The organism is Kitasatospora sp. NPDC003701, from assembly GCF_053587085.1.
Window position 1 is genome coordinate 38,591 of sequence record NZ_JBSFNM010000044.1, and the last position, 18,408, is coordinate 56,998.

Below are 18,408 nucleotides of genomic sequence, written 5' to 3' on the forward strand. Positions count from 1 at the left end.
GACCACCGCACGGAATTGGTGAAATAAAGTACGCTGCCAGCGGTTCAGAAAGTGAAGGGGTACTGGTGCACGCGCTCGAAGCTTCCCTCTCCGATGTGCTCGACTCCCCCGGAGTGGTCGGCGTCGCGCTCGTCGACGCCGTCACGGGCCTCGGCTACCGGGCCGCCGGGGAGCACCGGCTCCTCGGTACCGGCGCCGAGCTCGCCGAGCTGACCAATCTGATCAGCGAGCAGCTCTGCGAGGCCGGAGCCGAGGGCGAGTTGGAGAGCCTGGTGGTCACCAGCACCCGCCACCACCACGTCGTCCAGCTGGTGCCCCGGCAGGGCGACCCGCTGCTGCTGGCCACGGTGCTGGACCGGGAGCGGACCAACCTGGCGCTGGCGCTCCGCCAGAGCGCGGACCGGGCACAGGACCTGCTGGCATGACGGACCGCACCCACGCGGCCGCCCGGCCGGCCCGGCCCACCGCGCGCAACGTGCCGGCGCTCCTGCTGACCCTGCGCCAGGAGGAGTTCACCGGCTCGGTCACCGTCTCCAGCGCGCCGGGCGGCACGATCCACCTGGAACAGGGGTTGGTGACCGCGATCGAGACCCCCGGGGCCCCGACGGTCGAGACCCTGCTGCTGAAGTCACGGCGCGTCGGCGAGGCGGACTGGGCCGCCGCCGCGACGACAGCGGCCGCCGCACCGGGCCCCCGGGCCGGCGACCTCGGTGCGGCTCTGGTGGCCCAGGGGTCGATCGGCGCCGCAGAGCTCGAAACCGTCTGCGCGGCCGCCGTCTTCGACGGCGCCTTCGCCCTGGTGCTGAGCCCGCCCGGCAGTTGGGAGGTGGCCGAGGCCGCCGCTCCCGCCGGGCTCGCGCTGCGCCCCGGCGTCGAGCCGCAACGGCTGTTCGAGGAGACCGGTCAGCGGGTGGCCCTGTTGACCCGCCTCTGGGGCCCGCCCGGTGAACTGGCCCGCAGCCGGATCCGCCCCGCCGCGCAGACCGAGTCCAAGGCCCTGCGGATCCCGGCCCGCCACCGGGAGATCCTGGTCGCCGCCACCGGCCGGCGCACCGCGCGCGACATCGGATTCGCCCTCGGGCGCGGGCTGTTCGCGGTGCTGCTCGACGTGGTCCGGATGGACGCCCGGCAGTTGCTCCACCGGGAGCCGATACGCCCGGCGACCGGTGTGCCGAGCGTGGCGCCGCGCACCCCGCACACCGGCCCGCCACCGGCCTCGGCCGGCCCGCTGCCGCGACGGATCCCCGGCCGGCGCGGCCCCGAAGGTCAGGGCGGAACGGGCGGAACGGCCGTGCTCACCACAGCGACCGACCCCGCCGGCCCGGCCACGCGGCCCGGGGCCCCGGCCGCCGCTTCCGACCGACCACCGAACGATCACCGCGCCGAGCGGACCGAGAAGACCGAAGAGACCGAGAAGAGCGCACCATGAGCAGCCAGACCTCACCCGCAGCACTCGTCGACGAGCTGAAGTCCCTCCGTGACCGGGTCATGGGCATCTCCGAGAGTGTCATCTCGACCGCCGACGGCCTGCTGGTGGCCGCCGACACGGCCGCCGTCCACCCCGAGTCGGCCTCCGCGCTGTCGGCCGCCATGCTCGGCCTCGGCCGGCGCACCGCCGCCGAGGTCGGCCTGGGCGGTCTGCGCGACGTGGTCACCCGCTGCAACGGCGGCTACGTCGTGGTGCTGGCGATCGGGGAGCAGGCGCTGCTGATGATCCTGGGCGACGAGGGCCTGGACATCGCCGGCCTGCACCGCGAGGCTCCCGCCACGATCCAGCGGCTGAGCGAACTGCTCGGGATGGTCCCCGCGGTCGAGGTGTAGGGGTCGCGCGGTCGAGGTGTAGGGGGGCGCGCGGTCGAGCGTCGGTTCGCCGACAGGGCGGTCGCCCGGCCGAACGGTGCGCCGTCGCACCGGAGATCACGCCGCGATAGATTCCGGGTAGTCGGCGACCGGAGCGCACCTCGCCACCGCAACCGAGCCCTCGGCGAGCGGCCGCTCCTTCGAGGTCGCCGAAGGCACGGTGCATCAGCCACGCCGGCCCCCGGGCCGCCGAACACCTTATGGAGCACGCATGACCGGTGATGTCGTTGTCGTCGGGGGCGGGGTCATGGGATCGTCGGCGGCCTGGCATCTGGCGGCGCGGGGCCACCGGGTGACGCTCCTGGAGCAGTTCGCCCCGGGCCACAGCCGGGGCAGTTCGCACGGCAGCTCGCGGATCTTCCGGTTGGCCTACCCGGAGCCGTTCTACGTCTCCCTCGCCCTGCGGGCCCTGCCGCTGTGGCGGCGGCTGGAGGAGGAGACGGGCACCCGACTCCTGGACCTCACCGGTGCGGTGGACCACGGTCCGACCGCTGCGACCTCGGCCCTGCACCGGGCGCTGACCGCCGCCGGGCGGCCCGCCGAGCTGCTCGACCCGTCGCAGGTGGCCGAGCGGTGGCCCGGGTTGCGGGCCGACACCTCCGCGCTGTTCCACCCCGAGGCCGGACGGCTGCACGCCGACGACTCGGTGGCGGCGTTCCAGCGCGCGGCCGAGGGGCACGGAGCCGAGGTCCGGCACGGGGTCGGAGTCCGCCGACTCGCCGTCCGCGGCCGGGGCGTCGAGCTGGTGACCGACGGCGGGGAGGTGATCGTCGCCGAACACGTCGTGGTGGCGGTCGGCGGATGGGCGCCGCGCCTGCTGTCCGGGCTCGTGCCCGGCCTTCCCCCGATGCGGGTGACGGAGGAGCAGCCGGTGCACTTCCCGGCCGCCGCGCCGCTGGACTGGCCGAGCTTCATCCACCACGGCGGCGCGCGGCTGGCGTCGGAGGCCGGCGTGTACGGTCTCGGCAGTGCGGACGGCGTCAAGGTCGGCTTCCACGGGGTCGGCCCGGTCGTCGACCCGGAGCGCCGCGGGGGCGGCCCCGACGCGCGCGCGGTGGAGCAGGTCCAGGAGTACGCGCGGCGGTGGCTGCCGGGCGTCGACCACACCGCGCCGACCGCCGCCACCTGCCTGTACACCACCACCCCCGACCACGACTTCGTCATCGACCGGCACGGCCCGGTGACGGTCCTGGCCGGCTTCTCCGGGCACGGCTTCAAGTTCGCGTCGGTGCTGGGCGAGCTCGCCGCGGACCTCGTCGAGGGCCGCCCGGCGGCGAGCCGGTTCGCCCTCGGCGCTTCCCGGGCCGGCTGAGCCGCTGCGGGCCGGCCGGACCGCGCGACGACGGGCAGCCGGCCGGACCGTACGCCGGCGGGACGGCGGGCAGCCGGCCGGTGAGCAGGTTCGAGGCCTTCCACGGCCCCCGAGGATCAGCGGTGCTTGAACTCCTCGATGGCCGCGCGGGCCGCCTCCTTCATCGCCTCGCTGCCGACGTGCCCGGAGTCCTCGAAGATGCGCAGCCGGGCATCCGGCCACACCTTCGCCAGCTCCCACGCCGACTCCACCGGGCTGCCCATGTCGTGCCGCCCGTGCACCAGCGCGCCCGGGATTCCGGCCAGCCGGTGGGCGTCGCGCAGCAGTTGGTCCTCCTCCAGCCAGGCGCCGTTGCTGAAGTAGTGGGCGCAGATCCGGACGAAGGCGATCTGCGCGTCGACCTCCCGGTCGCTGTAGATGCCGGGCACGCCGTTGGGCTCGTCCGAGATGACCGCGTCCTCCCAGGCGAGCCAGTCGGCCGCGGCCTTCGCCCGGATCGCCCGGTCGGGGTTCTCCATCAGCCGCGCGTAGGCCGCGAGCAGGTCGCCGTCCCGTTCGGCCTCGGGCACGCCCTCGCGGAACCGGTCCCACGCCTCGGGGTAGAACCGCCCGGCGCCCCGGTAGAGCCAGTAGGTCTCGGAGGGGCGGGTCATCGTCACCGCCTGGATGGATATCTCGCTGACCCGCTCGGGGTGCTGCTGCGCGTAGGCCAGGATCAGGGTCGAGCCCCAGGAGCCGCCGGCCAGCAACCACCGCTCGATGCCGAGGTGTTCCCGCAGCCGCTCCATGTCGTCGATCAGGTGCTGCGTGGTGTTCAGGCTCATGTCCGCCGCCGGATCACTGGCGTGCGGGGTGCTGCGACCGCAGTTGCGCTGGTCGAAGCGGATCAGGCGGTAGCGCTCCGGGTCCCAGGCCCTCATCGGCTGCCGCGACGCGCCCGCCCCCGGGCCGCCGTGGACGGACAGGCCGGGCTTGCCGTCGGGGTTGCCGAGCTGTTCGTAGTAGACGCGGTTGCCGTCCCCGGTGTCGAGGAACCCGCTGTCGTAGGGGCTGGTGGGAGGATAGAGATCGACCATGACCGTCGATCGTACGGGAATCGAAGCGACCCAACTCCGCCACGAGGAGGACCGGTTCGGAACCCCCACCGACCGGTCCACCACCCACCGGTCCGCCGGCGGGCGTCGCCCGGTCGCCGCGCACCGTGGAGCACCGTGCGGGTCGCACCGTCTCCCTCCGCCGCGGGCCCGGTCCCCACGAATCTGGGATACCGGCGGCTCACCCGCTCCTGGAACACTGGCCGCGGCCCGCACCGCGCCGTGTCCGAACGCCCTCCCGCGCGGACCGCGCCCGGCCCGCCCGTCCACAACCGCCCACTCCCCCGGAGGACTCGGTGTCCGCGCTGCTCAAGCGACTTGTCACGGCGGTGGTGCTCGCGCTGCTCGCCGTGGCGCTCGCGCCGTTCACCGCCTCGGCGGGGAGCCCGGCGACACTGCTGTACAACCAGGCGAACGGCCAGTGCCCGTCCGGCGGGGCCCTGCCCAGGGTGGACCTCATGGGGTGCGACCCCCCGAACACGCCGTCCAAGTGGCAGCTCCTGCCGGTCGGCAGCCGGCCGGGCGAGGTGACGATCAAAGCCGATGCCGGCCCCGGACGGTGCATCACCGCAGGTGAGCGGGTGGGGGTCGCCCCCTGTGTCGCCGACGCCGACAGCCAGCGGTGGCAGGCCAGTCCGTACCAGACCACCGGCTCGCCGCCCGCGCACGGCATGCGCGGACTGCGCCTGCGGAACGTGGCGACCGGCCTCTGCCTGGACAACGACAAGCTGCTCATCGGCCCCCGGTTCCTCTACCTGCACGAGTGCAACGACGGCGAGTACCAGCAGTGGAACGTCGACCCGGCGGCCTACCTCGCCGTGTTCGCCGCCAGGCACGCGGGACTGAGCTGGGCCCTGCTCGAACGGCGCGCCGACAACCTGGTCCACGTCGGCCACGACGGCGCCAGCAACCCGTACGCCGGCGACACCCCGCCCGAGACGGCCCTGCCGCTGCTCTGCCTCAACCGGGACGGCCGCCCCGCCCCCGCGGGGATCCCCGCCGGCGGCTACCACGGCTGGGCGGGCGGCGAGGTCGCGCCCACCCCGCCGTTGCGCGGGTCACTGCTCACCAGCCGGGCCGCCGCGGACGCGATCTGCGCGACCGGCTTCGGCCCCGGCTGGCGGATGGCCGAGTTCCACGACGGTCAGGGCTGGTCCTTCTGGGCCAACGGCTCCCTGCCCTCCGGCCTCCGCTTCTGGACCGCCATCGACGACCAGCCGGCCAACCCCTGGAGCTGAGCCGGGGCCGGGCAGGCGGCGCGGCACCGCAGCGGGCGGTGCCGCGCCGCCGCCGTCACTCCGCCGGGAGCCGTGGCGTGCGCAGGGGCGCCGTCCGCCGGTCGCCGGTCGCCTCGAAGGCGGCGGCGAGGGCCAGCAGCGCGTTGTCGTCGTAGGCGCGGCCCGCGAAGGTCAGTCCGACGGGCATGCCGATGTCCGCCATGGTGCCCATGGGCACGGTCACGGTCGGGATGCCGAGGTGGCGGGGCACCAGGTTGCCGTTGGCGACCCAGACGCCGTTGCGCCAGCCGAGGTCGGCGGAGGCTTCGGAGACGTCCATGTCCGCGGGCCCCACGTCGGCGACCGCGGGGAACACCACCGCGTCCAGGCGCAGGTCGTCCATCCACAGCTCCAGGTCGACCCGGCGCGTCTCCTCGAGCCCGCGCAGCCCCTCCTCGAGGTGCGGCATGTCGGTGAAGTGCGCGTACGGGCGCTCGCGCACGAAGCGCGGGTAGTCGCCGATCGTGTCGTCGAAGCCGGCGTAGCGGTCCGGGAGTTCGCCCTGCTGCTTGGGCCAGATGCCGGCTCCGTCGACCTCGGTCAGGGTGGCGAGCTCCGGGTCGCCGTTGGCGCGCAGGAAGTCGTCCCACGCCCAGGCGGACAGGTCCTCGATCTCGACGGTGAGGTAGTCGCGGCCGACCAGGCCCCGGGTGAGCAGCGAGGGCGCGCCGGGCCGGTCGGACTCGTAGTTCGAGACGACGGGGAAGTCGACCTCGACCACCTCGGCGCCGGCGGCCTCCAGGTCGCGGCGGGCGGCTTCCCACAGGGCGATCACCGAGGGGCGTGTCTCGATGCGCTGTCCGGTCTGGCCGCCGATGCCTCCGTCGGGGTTCGTTCCGGCGTCGGGGTCGGCGTTGATGTACATCCTGGGCACGCCGACGCGCTTGCCGGCGAGCGCGGCGCGGGCGGTCCGGGCGTCGGCGGGTGCGAGTGCCGGGTAGGAGGCGGGGCGCACCTGCGACGCTGCGGGCAGCGGCACCCACGGCTGTGCGCGCCACAGGTCGCCGCGGGTGTCCTGGTCGTCGGCCACGATGACGTCGAGCAGTTCGAACAGGTCGGCCATGGTGCGGGTGTGCGGGACCACGACGTCCATGGTCGGCACGAGCGGCCAGTTGCCGCGGACCGAGATCACGCCGCGGCTGGGCGTGTAGGCGCACAGCGCGTTGTTCGACGCGGGCGCCCGGCCCGACGACCAGGTCTCCTCGCCGAGGCCGAACGCGCCGAACGAGGCCGCCGTCGCGGTGCCCGAGCCGTTGGAGGAGCCGGAGCCGTAGGCGCTGGTGAGCCAGTCGGCGCTGTACGGGCTCTCCGCGCGGCCGTACACGCCGCGCTGCATGCCGCCGTTCGCCATCGGCGGCATGTTGGTCAGGCCGATGAGGACGGCCCCGCCGGCGCGCAGCCGCTCGATGGCGAAGGCGTCGCGCTGGGCGACGAGGTGCTCGAAGGCGGGCGAGCCGGCGGCGGCCGTCAGGCCCTTGGCGAGGTAGCTGTCCTTCGCGGTGTACGGGATGCCGTCCAGCGGGCCGAGCGTCTCGCCGCGGGCGCGGCGTGCGTCGGAGGCCTCCGCCTCCGCGCGGGCGTCCGGGTTCATCACGACCATCGCGTTGAGCGCGGTGGCGGTGCCGGGCCGGTCGTACGCCTCGATCCGGGCGAGGTAGGCGTCGAGCAGGGCGACCGCGGTGGTCTCGCCCTTCTCCAGCGCCGCGCGCAGGCCGGCGATACAGGTCTCCACAACGTCGAATCCGCGCGTCATACGGATGTCTCCTGGATGGTTCGGGTCGGGCAGGGCGAACTACCGGGCGCCGCGCCGATGGCTCGTGCACGGCGGTCACGCTTCCAGTCGCACGGCGGGTCGAAGTCGGCAGCCGCTGCTGGAACGTTCCACTGGGCGCATCGTAGGCAATGCTGGAACGTTCCAGCAAGCGTGGAGCGGCGGAGGGGAGATCGAGGCGGGCCCGCGTCCGGACGTCCGGGGCCGTGACCGGCCACTCCGTGCCCCCACCGGGCCGGGGCTTCGGACCGGCGGGCGTGGTGCGGAGGACACTCGGCACGCGCGGGTGGACCGGGTCAGGCCGGTGCGGGGGGGGTGGCACGCGGGCCGACGCGGGCGGGGTCCCGGGAGCTGCTCCCGGGACCCCGCCGACGGCCGCCCGCCGCTCACCCCCGCGGCGGTCGAGTCCCGGCGCGGTGCTCGGCGATGGCCTGCCACACCTTGTCGCGGAGGAACGGCGCCTCGGTGAAGCGGATCCCGGTGGCGTCGCGCAGCGCGTTGGCGAAGGCCGGCGGGACGGGGTTGAACGGGCTCTCGCTCATCGACTTGGCCCCGAGCGGGCCGATCGCGTCGGAGGTGTCCGTGAAGTGGACCTCGGTGCGCGGCACGTCGGCGTAGGCGGGCAGCCGGTAGCGGCGGAAGGCGGCGGTGGTGACCTCGCCCCGCTCGTCGACGAGCACCTGTTCGAACAGGGTGGCGCCGAGCGCCTGGGCGACGCCGCCCTCGACCTGGCCGCGGCACTGGAGCGGGTTCATCACCTTGCCCGCGTCGGCGCCGTGGACGCTGCGCAGGATCCGGATCTCGCCGGTGTCGGGGTCGACGGCGAGTCGGAACCACTGCGAGTTGAACGCCACCGAGCGCGGCGAGCCGCCCCAGTGCCCGTCGGCCGTGAGCTCGACGCCCCGGCCGCGCGCGGCCTCGAAGACCTCCTTGAGCGGGACCGGCCGGCCGTCGCAGTCCACCGCGTCGGCGTTCAGCCGGACCAGGCTGCGAGGGGTGCGGGCGTACTCGGCGGTGAAGGAGAGGATCTGCTCGGCGAGGGCGTTGGCGGCCTTCATCACGGCCTTGCCGGCCACCACCGTGCCCGCCGAGCCGAACGCGCCGGTGTCGTGCTTGACCACGTCGGTGTCGGACTGCCGGATGGCGATGCGGTCCACCGTGGTGCCCAGCGCGCCGGCGGTGATCTGCTTGTGCACGGTGGTGGTGCCGTTGCCGAACTCCGCGGTGCCGACCGCGATGTCGTACGTGCCGTCCTCCAGCAGCTTCACCGTGGCGTCGGCGAAGTGGCCGCCGGGCGGGCCGGTGGCGATGGCGGACATCGCGAAGCCCTGGCCGACGAGCCAGCCCGGCGGGGCCAGCTCGGCGCTGCGGTCGTCGGCCAGGGCGGTGCGGACCACCTGGAGGCACTGGTCGAGGCCGTAGCTCGCGATGTGCAGGTCCTCCTCCTCGCCGCAGGGGCCCTCCATGTGCTCGCCGGGGCCGATGACGTTCTTCTCGCGCAGGACCAGCGGGTCGATGTCCAGCCGGCGGGCCAGCTCGTCCATCGCCGACTCCAGCGCGAAGGTCACCTGGCCGAGCCCGTAACCGCGGAACGCCCCGGCGGGGACGCAGTTGGTGTACACGGAGTAGGCGTTCACCTTCTTGTTGGGAGCCCGGTACACGCCCATCGACTCGCCCACACTGTGGAACATCACCGCCGGGCCGTGGTTGCCGTACGCGCCGGTGTTGGCGACGACCCGGAACTGCAGGGCCGTCAGGACGCCGTCGCGCCTGGCGCCGACCTTCACCGTCACCTTGAACGGGTGCCGGGTGGTGGCGCCGTAGAACTGCTCGGGGCGGGTGAACTCCAGCTTGACCGGCCGGTGCAGCTTCAGCGCGGCGAGCACGACGATGTCCTCGGTGAGCATCTCCTGCTTGCCGCCGAACCCGCCGCCCACCCGGCCGGCGACCACCCTGACCTTCTCCATCGGGAGGTCGTACAGCGCGCACAGCGCCCGCCGGGTCAGGAAGGGCACCTGGGTGCTGGAGCGCACCGCGATCCGCTCCTCGCCGCTCTCCTCGTTCTCCTCGAACCACGCGACGCACCCGTGCGTCTCCAGGCTGGCGTGCTGGACCCGCTGGGTCTGGAAGGTCTCCTCGTACACCACGTCGGCCTCGGTGAACCCCTTCTCGACGTTGCCCAGTTCGCCGTGCACCTCGCCGCAGACGTTGTCCTCGGCGCGGAAGATCCGGGACTCCGGCCCCTTCGGGTGGATCACCGGCGCGCCGGGCAGCATCGCCAGCTCGGGGTCGATCACGTGCGGCAGCGGCTCGTACTCGACCACGATCCGGCGACACCCCTCCTCGGCCGCGCCCTCGCTGTCGGCGACCACGGCGGCCACCCGCTGGCCGACGAAGCGGACCACGTCGTCCAGCACCCGGGTGTCGTCCGGGTCCTCGGTGGGGTGCTCGTGCCGGGCCGAGGAGTACAGCTTGTCCGGCACGTCGTGGTGGGTGAACACCGCGCGCACGCCGGGCACCCGCAGGGCGGCCGAGGTGTCGATGGAGACGATCCGGGCGTGCGGGTGCGGGGAGCGCAGCAGCTTCATGTGCAACAGCCCCTCCACCTCGACGTCGAAGGTGTAGCGGGCCGTGCCGGTGACCACCTGCGGCCCGGCCGGCGCGCCGAGGCTGCGCCCGACGGCCTGCCCGGCACAGGGCTCCTCCGCGTGCTTGACGCCGCGGACGGAGTCCTCGATCGCCCGGTAGCCGGTGCAACGGCACAGGTTGCCCTTCAACGACCTGGGCAGGTCGGTGAGTTGCTCCTCGTTCAGGGCCGAGGTGGTCATCAGGAAGCCGGCGGTGCAGAAGCCGCACTGGAAGCCCTGGGCGTCCAGGAACCGCTGCTGCATCGGGTGGAGTTCGCCGTCCTTGGCCAGCCCCTCGACGGTGGTCACCGACCGGCCCTCGGCGCGCACGGCCGGGTAGACGCAGCTGTGCACCGGCTCGCCGTCGACCTGCACGGTGCACGCGCCGCAGTCCCCGGCGTCGCAGCCCTTCTTCACCCCGAACCAGCCGCGCTCGCGCAGGTACGTCCGCAGGCACTGACCGGGCCTGGGCTCGGCGACGAAGTCCTGGTCGTTGACGCGGATCTCGAAGCTCATCGTCCGGCCTCCTCGGTCGGGGCGCAGGTACCCGGGGCACAGGTACCCGGGGCGCAGGCGGCGGGCGCGCAGGCTCCCGGGGCACAGGCGGCGGGCGCGCAGGCTCCCGGGGCACAGGCGGCAGGTGCGCAGGTGGCGGGGGCGTCGTCGGCCCGTGCGCCGTCGATCAGTTCGCGGCGGATCTCCTCGGCGAAGCGGAAGGTCATGTGCCGTCGCCAGGCGGGCAGCCCGTGGATGTCGTCGTAGTACTCCTCGGGCCTGACGGCGTACTCGACCGCCTCCCGCACGGCCTCCGCGTTCGGCGGCACCGGGAAGCGCAGCTGGACCGGCCGGACGGTCGAGGCGGTGATGGTGAGCGTCAGGGTGCCGTCGACCGGGTCGACCGCGCCGACGAGCAGCGCACCGGAGCGGCCCAGCCCGTACAGCGAGGCCTGCCGGAACGCCGTGCGGCTCGCGAGCGCGCGGGCGGGCAGGGTGATCGAGCGGAGCAGCTCCCCCGGTTGCAGGACCTTGACGCCGGCTCCGACGACGAAGTCCGCGACCGGCACCCTGCGCACCGAGCCGCTCTGGGAGAGCAGTTCGCAGACGCCGTCCAGCGCGGCGGTGAGGGAGATCATCGGCCCGGCGGGCAGCCCGTTGCACAGGTTGCCGCCGACGGTGGCCATGTTCCAGATCTTCCAGGAGGCCAGGAAGGCGCGGCAGCACTGCTCGAAGAGCGGGCCGGCCGTCCACGGCTTCGGGAAGCGCGAGAGTGTGGCGATCGTGCAGGTGGCGGCGATCTCCAGGTCGCCGTCGGCGGTCACCTTCAGCGGCTCCCAACCGGTCCGGCTCAGGTCGATCAGCCGGCGGATGTGCGGCTGCGGCTCGGAGAACAGGTACGTGCCGCCGCCCAGCCAGGCGTCACCCTGCTGCCACACCTCGCGACGGCGGGCGTCGCGTACCTCCACCACCGTGTTCAGATCCATGTCGTTCCACCGTCCGAATAGCTCGATACGGCGATTGAAGCAACGCGGCGACGGCGCGGACGAGTGGTGCCGAACACCAGTGATCCACGGTCGGGCTGGACGATCAACCAACGAGCACAGACACCTGCCGGCTTGCATCTGCCAGGGTTGCACTCATGGTGACCTCGCAGATGCAAGCAGTAGACCGTGATGCTCGCCGCTACCCCTCCAGCAGCGCCCGCCCGACGCAGTCCCCCGCCGCGACGGCCGACCGGTCCGGTCACCGCTCAGTAGACGTCCCGGACGTAGCGCTTGTCGCCCGCCAGCTGCCGGACGTAGGCGGCGGCCGACTCCTCGTCCATTCCACCGTGCGCCGCGACGATCTCCCGCAGGGCCCGGTCGACGTCCTTGGCCATCCGGCCCGCGTCCCCGCAGACGTAGACGTGCGCACCCTCCTGGAGCCAGCGCCACAGCCGCGGGCCGTGCTCGCGCATCCGGTCCTGGACGTAGACCTTGTTGCGTTGGTCGCGCGAGAAGGCGAGGTCGAGGCGGTCCAGGTGGCCGGAGGCGCGGAAGTCCTCCAGCTCCTCGCGGTAGTAGAAATCGGTGGCTTCGCGCTGCTCGCCGAAGAACAGCCAGTTGGGGCCGGTGTGACCGCGGGCCCGCCGGTCCTCCAGGAAGCCGATGAACGGCGCGACGCCGGTGCCGGGGCCAACCATGATCATCGGAGTGGCGGAGCCGGCGGGCGGGCGGAAGTGCGGGGAGCGCCGCACGAACACCTGCACCGGGCCGTCGTCGGCGCAGTCGGCCAGATAGCTGGAGCAGACGCCCTTGCGCTCCCGGCCGAGGTCGTTGGCGTAGCGGACGACGGACACCGTGAGGCGGACCTCGCCGGGGTGTGCCAGCGGGCTGGAGGAGACGGAGTAGAGCCGGGGTTGCAATCGTTTGAGCACGGCGGCCCATTCGGCGGCCGAGGCCCGGACGGGGAAGGCGCCGACCACGTCGGCGGCCTGCCGGCCCCAGCTCCACTTCGCGAGCTCGCCCTTGTTGTCGGGGCGCAGCAGCCGTTTCAGGGAGCGGTCGCCGGTGCGCTCGGCGACGAACCCGAGCAGGTCGGGGGTGATGCGGGCGATGTCGAGGCGGGTCCGCAGGGCCTCGACGAGGGGGATGTCACCGCTGTCGGGCAGACAGACGTTCTCCTCGGGGTCGAGGCCCGTCAGGGCCAGCCATTCGGCGACGAGTCCGGAGCCGTTGGCCGGCCACACGCCGAGGGCGTCGCCGGCTTCGTAGGCGAGCTCACCGCCGCGGGTGTCGAGGGCGAACTGCCGTACCTCCTTCTGCGAACCGGGCAGGCTCAGCAGCCGGTTGCCGATCAGGAGGGTCGCGAAGGGGGACGCCTTGGTGTGACCGGTCGGGGCGGCGGGCGGGGGCGGGAGGGGGACGGCGGCGGCCGGCCTGACGGTCGCGGCGGCGGGTGGCGCTGCAGCTGGCGCTGCGACGGGCGACTGCTCGGCCGGTGCGGCGAGCGCGTCGGTGACCTGGTCGAGCCACTGCCCGGCGAGCTCGTCGTCGTCGGGCTCGCAGTCGGTGCGGGCGTGCAGGCGGGTGGCGCCGAGTTCCGCGAGACGCGCGTCCAGGCGACGGCCGTGACCACAGAAGTCGTCGTAGCTGGAGTCGCCGAAGGCGAGGACGGAGTAACGCACGCCCGCCAGTCGCGGGGCGTCCGGGGCGGTGAGGCGCTGCCAGAACTCGGCGCCGTTGTCCGGCGCGTCCCCGGCGCCGAAGGTGCTGGTCACGATCAGCAGGTCGGTGCCGGGGGTGAGCCGCCGGGGGGTGGTGTCGGCCATCGCCAGCAGGCTCGCGGCGCGGCCCTCCCCGGTCAGCCGGGCCGCTGCGGTGGCGGCGAACTCCTCGGCGGTGCCCGTCTGCGAGGCCCACAGGACGAGCAGTTCCCGGGCCGGGACGGATGCGGCGCCGGCGGGACCGGCGGCAGGACCGGCGGCACGTCCCGGGGAGTCGGGGGCGGCCGTCCCGTTGGCGGGGGTGGAGGGAGCGGGGGTGGAGGGAGCGGCCGTCCGGGAGAACATGCCGGCCAGCACGCCGTCCACCCAGAGCACCGTCCCCGGGGCGAACGGCGCGCCCGCGGGCAGCACCGGGACTTCGCCGGGCGGGGCCGTGGCGCCCCCGGCGGCGTAACCCGAGAGGTACCCGGACAGGTAGCGGCGCTCCGGTTCGGCGAGCACCGGCGGGGTCAGATCGGCGATGCCGAACAGCGCGGCCAGGGCGGACACGGCCGCGGGCCCGCCGCCGGCCGCGGCCGGGCTCGCGGCCTCGGCCACCGGAGGGGCGGGCTCGTCCTGCGGCTGCCGTGCCGGGACGGTGGGACCGGCGTCCACCGGCACGGGAGCGCTCTCCTCGGGCAGCGGGGCGGGCACCAGGCGCAGCGCGACGGCGCAGGCCTTGAACTCCGGCTGGAAGGAGATCGGGTCGACGGCGTCGTTGGTGACGGCGTTGATGCCGAGGTACTCGCCGAAGAGGTCGTTCCAGTGGAACGGCGCGAAGCAGTTCCCGGGCCGGACCCGGTCGGTGACGACGGCGGGCAGCACGGCGCGGCCGCGGCGGGAGGCCACCTCGATGCGGTCGCCGTCCTCGGCGCCCAGGGCGGCCGCGTCCTCGGGGTGGAGTTCGACGAAGGGGCCGGGGTCGAGCCGGTTGAGCCTGGCGATCCTGCCGGTTCTGGTGAGGGTGTGCCACTGGTGCGGGAGGCGGCCGGTGTTGAGCACGAACGGGTGGTCGTCGTCGGGCAGTTCGGCGGCGGGCAGGTGCGGCCGGCCGAAGAAGCCGGCGCGGCCGGTGGCGGTGGGGAAGGCGAGCCGGGGCCTCGTCCCGTCCGCGCGCTCCAGCAGGGTCTGGCTGACGCCGTCGTTGAGGTAGCGGATCGGGTTGCGGTCGGGGCCGTCCGGGGAGGACGCCGGCCACTGCACCGGGGTGTCGCGCAGCCGCTGGTAGCCGATGCCGCGCAGGTCCCAGCCGGTCGCCGGGTTCCAGGCCCGCTTGAGCTCCTCGAAGACGTCCTCGGCGCTCGCATAGGTGAACGCGTCGGCGAAACCCATCTCGCAGGCCACCCGGGCGATCAGCTGCCAGTCGGGCAGGGCCTGCCCGGGCGGGTCGACGACACCCTGGACGAGGGTGAGGTTCCGCTCCGAGTTGATCATGGTGCCGTCCGACTCGGCCCACAGCGTGGCGGGCAGCACCACGTCGGCGTACGCGTTGGTCTCGGTCTCCGTGAACACGTCCTGGGTGATGACCAGTTCGGCGGCCTCCAGGGCGGCGACGACGGTCTTGCGGTTGGCGACGGAGGCGACCGGATTGGTGCAGATGATCCAGCAGGCCTTGATCTCGCCGTCGGCCATCCGCTCGAACATCTCCACCGTGCCGCGCCCGACCTCGGTCCGCAGCGTGCCCGGCTCGACGCCCCAGAGCTCCTCGACGAAGGCACGCTCCGCGTCCACCAGGACGGAGCGCTGCCCGGGCAGCCCCGGTCCCATGTAGCCCATCTCGCGACCGCCCATCGCGTTGGGCTGACCGGTGAGCGAGAACGGGCCGGAGCCGGGGCGGCAGATCGCGCCGGTGGCCAGGTGCAGGTTGACCAGGGCGTTGGTGTTCCAGGTGCCGTGGGTGGACTGGTTGAGGCCCATCGTCCAGCAGCTCATCCACTCACCCGCCGCGCCGATCCATTGCGCGGCCTGCCGGATGTCCGCCTCCGGTATCCCGGTGATCGCGGCGACCTTCGCGGGCGGGTAGTCCGCCAGGAAGGCGGGCATCTCCTGCCAGCCGTCGGTGAACTCCGCGATGAACGCCTCGTCGGTGTGGCCGTTCTCCACCAGCAGGTGCAGCAGGCCGTTCAGCAGGGCGAGGTCGGTCCCCGGCCTGATCTGCAGGAACAGGTCGGCCTTCGCGGCGGTGGCGGTGCGCCGCGGGTCGACGACGATCAGCTTCGCACCGGCGGACTTGATCCGGTCCATCATGCGCAGGAACAGGATCGGGTGGCAGTCGGCCATGTTCGAGCCGATCACCAGGAACGTGTCCGCGTGGTCGAAGTCCCGGTAGGAGCCGGGCGGCCCGTCCGCTCCCAGCGACAGCTTGTAGCCGGAGCCGGCGGAGGCCATGCACAGGCGGGAGTTGGACTCGATCCGGCTGGTGCGCACGAACCCCTTGGCGAGCTTGTTCGCCAAGTACTGCGCCTCCAGGGACATCTGCCCGGAGACGTAGAAGGAGAGCGCGTCGGGGCCGTGCTCGTCCAGGATCGCCCGCAGCCGTCCGGCGACCGCCGTGATCGCCTCGTCCACGTCCACCTCGGCGGGCTCGGCGCCGCGCTCGGCGCGGACCAGTGCCGTGGCGGCCCGCCCGGGAGCGGCCATCATCTCGGCGCTGGTGGCACCCTTCGTGCAGAGCCGCCCGGCGTTCGTCGGGTGGTTCCGGTCTCCGGACACCTTCCCGGCGGTGCGCCTGCCGGTGGCGCCGTCCCGACCGATGTCGAGCACGATGCCGCAGCCCACGCCGCAGTACGAGCAGACCGTCCGCACGCTGTCCGCCTTCGAACCCGGCACCGTCACCGAGACTCCCTCCCGGGGATCACACCGTGGGAAGGTCCCACGGTCGTGACCATAGGAACGCCGCGTTTCCGCGCCGTCACAGCACATGATTCACGGAGTTAACCCGATCGCACGACCTGCGCGCGGTGACTGTGAGCGGCAGCACGAAGTCACCGGCACACGAGGGCGCGGGAGCCTCCCCGGCTCAGCCCTCCGCCGCCAAGCCGCCGGATACAATCCGATCATGCTCAACCTTCGCGCCCGCACCGTGGTCTTCGACATCGACGGCACCCTCTGCTTCGACGGACGAACGATCGACGACCGGATCCTCACGGCCGTCGACGCCTGCGAACGCGCCGGCCATCGGCTGGTCTTCGCATCCGCGCGGCCCGTCCGTGACCTCCTGCCCGTCCTCGACGGCGCCTTCCCCTCGGCCACCCTGATCGGCGGCAACGGGAGCCTGGTCTCGGCCGACGGCCAGGTCCGCGCCCGGGCCGCGTTCGACCCCGCCGGACTCGGCGCGCTGATGGACGCGGTCGGGCGGTTCGAGGCGACCTACCTCGCGGACGGGCCCTGGGACTACGCCTACACGGGCCCGGTGGACCACCCGATCCGCAGCCGCGTCGACCAGGGCGAGCTCGCGCGGAGGGTGGACCTCGCCGAACTCCCCGAGGTCGTCAAGTTCCTGGTCGTCGGCGCCTCGGACATGGCCGGACTCGCCGCGGCGGGCCGCCGCCTCGGCCTCACGGTCAACCACCACCTCGACGAGGCGATCGTCGACTTCGCACCGGGCTCGACGACGAAGTGGGAAGCCCTGACGTCGATCGGGATCGACGAGTACGTCGCGTTCGGCAACGACATCAACGACTTCGACCTGCTGCGCAACGCGGAGCGTGCGGTCCGCGTCGGATCCCACCCGGGCCTCGACGACGTCGCCCACGTCACCGTCGCGGCCGAGCCGGCGGCGGTCGCGGCCGAGATCTCCCTGCTGGCGCAGGCGGCCCCGGCGTACCCGTCGGAGTGATCACGGTCGGGCCGACGGTCGAGGTCGGACCGCGGAGGACAGGCTAGCGGCCCACCGTGCCGTGCACGAACGCCCTGAGGCGCTCCCGCACGGCGCCGGGCCGCTCCAGCCACGGCTCGTGTCCGGCGCCGTCGATCCGCCTCAGCGGCACCCTCCACCGGAGCGCGAGCGCTTCCAGCGCCGACAGGGGGCGGGGGTCCTGGACCCCGCCGAGGAGCTCCACCCGCGCCGGCAGGCACGCGCGCACCGCGTCCAGGTGCGCGTCGAGCGGATCCGCGCGTCCTTCCGCGCCGAGCTCGCTGTTCATCGCCCAGTTGACCGGGCGACGCCGCAGAGCGCCCTGCGCCGCCCACTCCCGGCCCCGCTCCGGGTCGGCGTGATCGGTGAACCACGACAGCGTGAGCAGCTCGACCTCCTGCTCCTCCGTGCGGTCGGAGAGCTCCGCCAAGGTGCGGAGGCGCTCCTGCTCCGCCGCGGACATGCGGCGATCGCGTTCGGCCCGGTCCCCCGTGCGCCAGTCGCCCACGAACGGCCCGCACATCAGCAGCATGGCCGCCACCCGGTCGGGGTGCGCCAGACAGAACCGGCTCGCCAGGTCGGTGCCGTAGGAATGCCCGATCAGCACGGCCTCGGCGGCGCCCCAGTGATCGAGCAACCCGGCGAGATCGTCCACATGCCCGGCCAAGGTGTGACGGCCCTGCCACGGCGATCCGCCTGTGCCGCGCTGGTCGTAGCGGTACACGGGGGCGAGATCCGCGACCATGGGGGCGACGTCGCCCAGGTAGTCCGGCAGGCCCGGGCCGCCGTGGAGCAGGACGACGGGTGGCGTCCGGCCCGTGTCCCCCAGTGCCGTCCAGCGGATCAGCGCCCCGTCCGCCATCGGCGCGAGGCCCGCTGTCTCCATCGAGGTCACCACCGAGAATCTACCGCCGGCCCCGAAGACCGCGCAGGAGGTCGAGGAAACAGGCTAGGAGGCGGCGCTGTCCTGCGCGGTCGCGGCGAGGTAGGCCCAGGCCTTGGCGCCCGACCGCAGGACGACCTCGGTCCTGGCGTAGTCGTCGACCTCGTAGTCGTCCGCGGCGGCGAGTTCGGCGTCCGTGATGGCGAAGACGCTGCCCTCCACGGCGTCACCGTCCTGCGAGGAGGCGATCACGAGGGGGTGGCGGTCGGTGCCACTGGCCGCGATCACCTCCGGGTCGGTGATCGTGACATAGGTCAGGCGGAAGCCCGGAAGCGCATCGGAACGCCCCTCCAGAAGCCGGCCGAACCGGTCCAGCTGGACCTCGGGAAGCTGCAGCGTCCCGTAGGAGAACAGCTGGTGGGCAGCCTGGTCGACCATCGTGAAAACCCCTCCGCAGAGCCTGGACCGCGCCTGTCGGTGCCCCAAC

At 73.6% G+C, this 18,408-nt stretch carries 12 protein-coding genes and 1 pseudogene; 6 read left to right on the top strand and 7 right to left on the bottom strand.

Annotated features, from left to right (window positions below; translation table 11 throughout):
* Positions 1 to 65 precede the first annotated feature (65 nt).
* The 4 genes from ACWDRR_RS31180 (at position 66) to solA (ending at position 3,172) form a co-directional block, all read left to right on the top strand.
* Complete coding sequence (locus tag ACWDRR_RS31180) at positions 66 to 425, top strand: hypothetical protein (RefSeq protein WP_449775600.1); 360 nt, start codon at positions 66 to 68, stop codon at positions 423 to 425.
* On the top strand, positions 422 to 1,429 hold the full coding sequence (locus ACWDRR_RS31185) for a hypothetical protein (RefSeq protein ID WP_449775601.1): 1,008 nt from the start codon (positions 422 to 424) through the stop codon (positions 1,427 to 1,429). Before ACWDRR_RS31180 ends, ACWDRR_RS31185 begins: the two co-directional genes overlap by 4 nt.
* Positions 1,426 to 1,821, top strand: coding sequence for a roadblock/LC7 domain-containing protein (locus ACWDRR_RS31190; RefSeq protein WP_449775602.1), 396 nt, complete (start codon positions 1,426 to 1,428; stop codon positions 1,819 to 1,821). Before ACWDRR_RS31185 ends, ACWDRR_RS31190 begins: the two co-directional genes overlap by 4 nt.
* A 250-nt stretch (positions 1,822 to 2,071) precedes the next feature.
* The gene (solA, locus tag ACWDRR_RS31195; protein WP_449775603.1) at positions 2,072 to 3,172 is read left to right on the top strand and encodes an N-methyl-L-tryptophan oxidase; all 1,101 of its coding nucleotides are present in this window, start codon (positions 2,072 to 2,074) and stop codon (positions 3,170 to 3,172) included.
* A gap of 116 nt (positions 3,173 to 3,288) precedes the next feature.
* Here solA and pip read toward each other — a convergent pair whose 3' ends face one another.
* Entirely contained in the window at positions 3,289 to 4,248 is a 960-nt protein-coding gene (gene pip / locus ACWDRR_RS31200; RefSeq protein ID WP_449775604.1) for a prolyl aminopeptidase, read from the bottom strand.
* 314 nt (positions 4,249 to 4,562) lie between these two features.
* Here pip and ACWDRR_RS31205 point away from each other — a divergent pair, with 314 nt between their 5' ends.
* The gene (locus ACWDRR_RS31205) at positions 4,563 to 5,504 is read left to right on the top strand and encodes an RICIN domain-containing protein (RefSeq protein WP_449775605.1); all 942 of its coding nucleotides are present in this window, start codon (positions 4,563 to 4,565) and stop codon (positions 5,502 to 5,504) included.
* Between the two features lie 55 nt (positions 5,505 to 5,559).
* Here ACWDRR_RS31205 and ACWDRR_RS31210 read toward each other — a convergent pair whose 3' ends face one another.
* From ACWDRR_RS31210 to ACWDRR_RS31225, 4 genes and pseudogenes are all read right to left on the bottom strand, one after another.
* Positions 5,560 to 7,296, bottom strand: coding sequence for an amidase (locus tag ACWDRR_RS31210; protein WP_449775606.1), 1,737 nt, complete (start codon positions 7,294 to 7,296; stop codon positions 5,560 to 5,562).
* A 404-nt stretch (positions 7,297 to 7,700) separates the two neighbouring features.
* Positions 7,701 to 10,457 (bottom strand): molybdopterin-dependent oxidoreductase, encoded by a 2,757-nt coding sequence (locus tag ACWDRR_RS31215; protein ID WP_449775607.1) that lies wholly within the window; start codon positions 10,455 to 10,457, stop codon positions 7,701 to 7,703.
* A 152-nt stretch (positions 10,458 to 10,609) separates the two neighbouring features.
* A pseudogene (locus ACWDRR_RS31220) lies at positions 10,610 to 11,422 on the bottom strand (FAD binding domain-containing protein); the annotation flags it as partial.
* A 266-nt stretch (positions 11,423 to 11,688) separates the two neighbouring features.
* A complete protein-coding gene (locus ACWDRR_RS31225; RefSeq protein ID WP_449775608.1) occupies positions 11,689 to 16,017 on the bottom strand; it encodes a molybdopterin-dependent oxidoreductase in 4,329 nt (1,442 codons plus the stop codon).
* 223 nt (positions 16,018 to 16,240) lie between these two features.
* Here ACWDRR_RS31225 and ACWDRR_RS31230 point away from each other — a divergent pair, with 223 nt between their 5' ends.
* Positions 16,241 to 17,020 carry an HAD hydrolase family protein gene (locus ACWDRR_RS31230; protein ID WP_449775609.1) on the top strand — a complete coding sequence of 260 codons (780 nt, stop codon included), beginning with the start codon at positions 16,241 to 16,243 and terminating at the stop codon, positions 17,018 to 17,020.
* Positions 17,021 to 17,063: 43 nt separating this feature from the next.
* Here the strand turns inward: ACWDRR_RS31230 and ACWDRR_RS31235 are convergent, their stop codons facing one another.
* Positions 17,064 to 17,924, bottom strand: a complete 861-nt coding sequence (locus ACWDRR_RS31235; protein WP_449775635.1) for an alpha/beta fold hydrolase — start codon at positions 17,922 to 17,924, stop codon at positions 17,064 to 17,066.
* A gap of 63 nt (positions 17,925 to 17,987) precedes the next feature.
* Positions 17,988 to 18,359, bottom strand: a complete 372-nt coding sequence (locus ACWDRR_RS31240) for a gamma-glutamylcyclotransferase family protein (RefSeq protein WP_449775610.1) — start codon at positions 18,357 to 18,359, stop codon at positions 17,988 to 17,990.
* Positions 18,360 to 18,408 lie beyond the last annotated feature (49 nt).

Bases quoted from the DNA above. Each gene is read 5' to 3' on its own strand.
- ACWDRR_RS31185 (WP_449775601.1), top strand. From the start codon at position 422: ATGACGGACCGCACCCACGCGGCCGCCCGGCCGGCCCGGCCCACCGCG.
- ACWDRR_RS31190 (WP_449775602.1), top strand. From the start codon at position 1,426: ATGAGCAGCCAGACCTCACCCGCAGCACTCGTCGACGAGCTGAAGTCC.
- solA (WP_449775603.1), top strand. From the start codon at position 2,072: ATGACCGGTGATGTCGTTGTCGTCGGGGGCGGGGTCATGGGATCGTCG.
- pip (WP_449775604.1), bottom strand. From the start codon at position 4,248: ATGGTCGATCTCTATCCTCCCACCAGCCCCTACGACAGCGGGTTCCTC.
- ACWDRR_RS31210 (WP_449775606.1), bottom strand. From the start codon at position 7,296: ATGACGCGCGGATTCGACGTTGTGGAGACCTGTATCGCCGGCCTGCGC.
- ACWDRR_RS31215 (WP_449775607.1), bottom strand. From the start codon at position 10,457: ATGAGCTTCGAGATCCGCGTCAACGACCAGGACTTCGTCGCCGAGCCC.
- ACWDRR_RS31230 (WP_449775609.1), top strand. From the start codon at position 16,241: ATGCTCAACCTTCGCGCCCGCACCGTGGTCTTCGACATCGACGGCACC.
- ACWDRR_RS31235 (WP_449775635.1), bottom strand. From the start codon at position 17,924: ATGGAGACAGCGGGCCTCGCGCCGATGGCGGACGGGGCGCTGATCCGC.
- ACWDRR_RS31240 (WP_449775610.1), bottom strand. From the start codon at position 18,359: ATGGTCGACCAGGCTGCCCACCAGCTGTTCTCCTACGGGACGCTGCAG.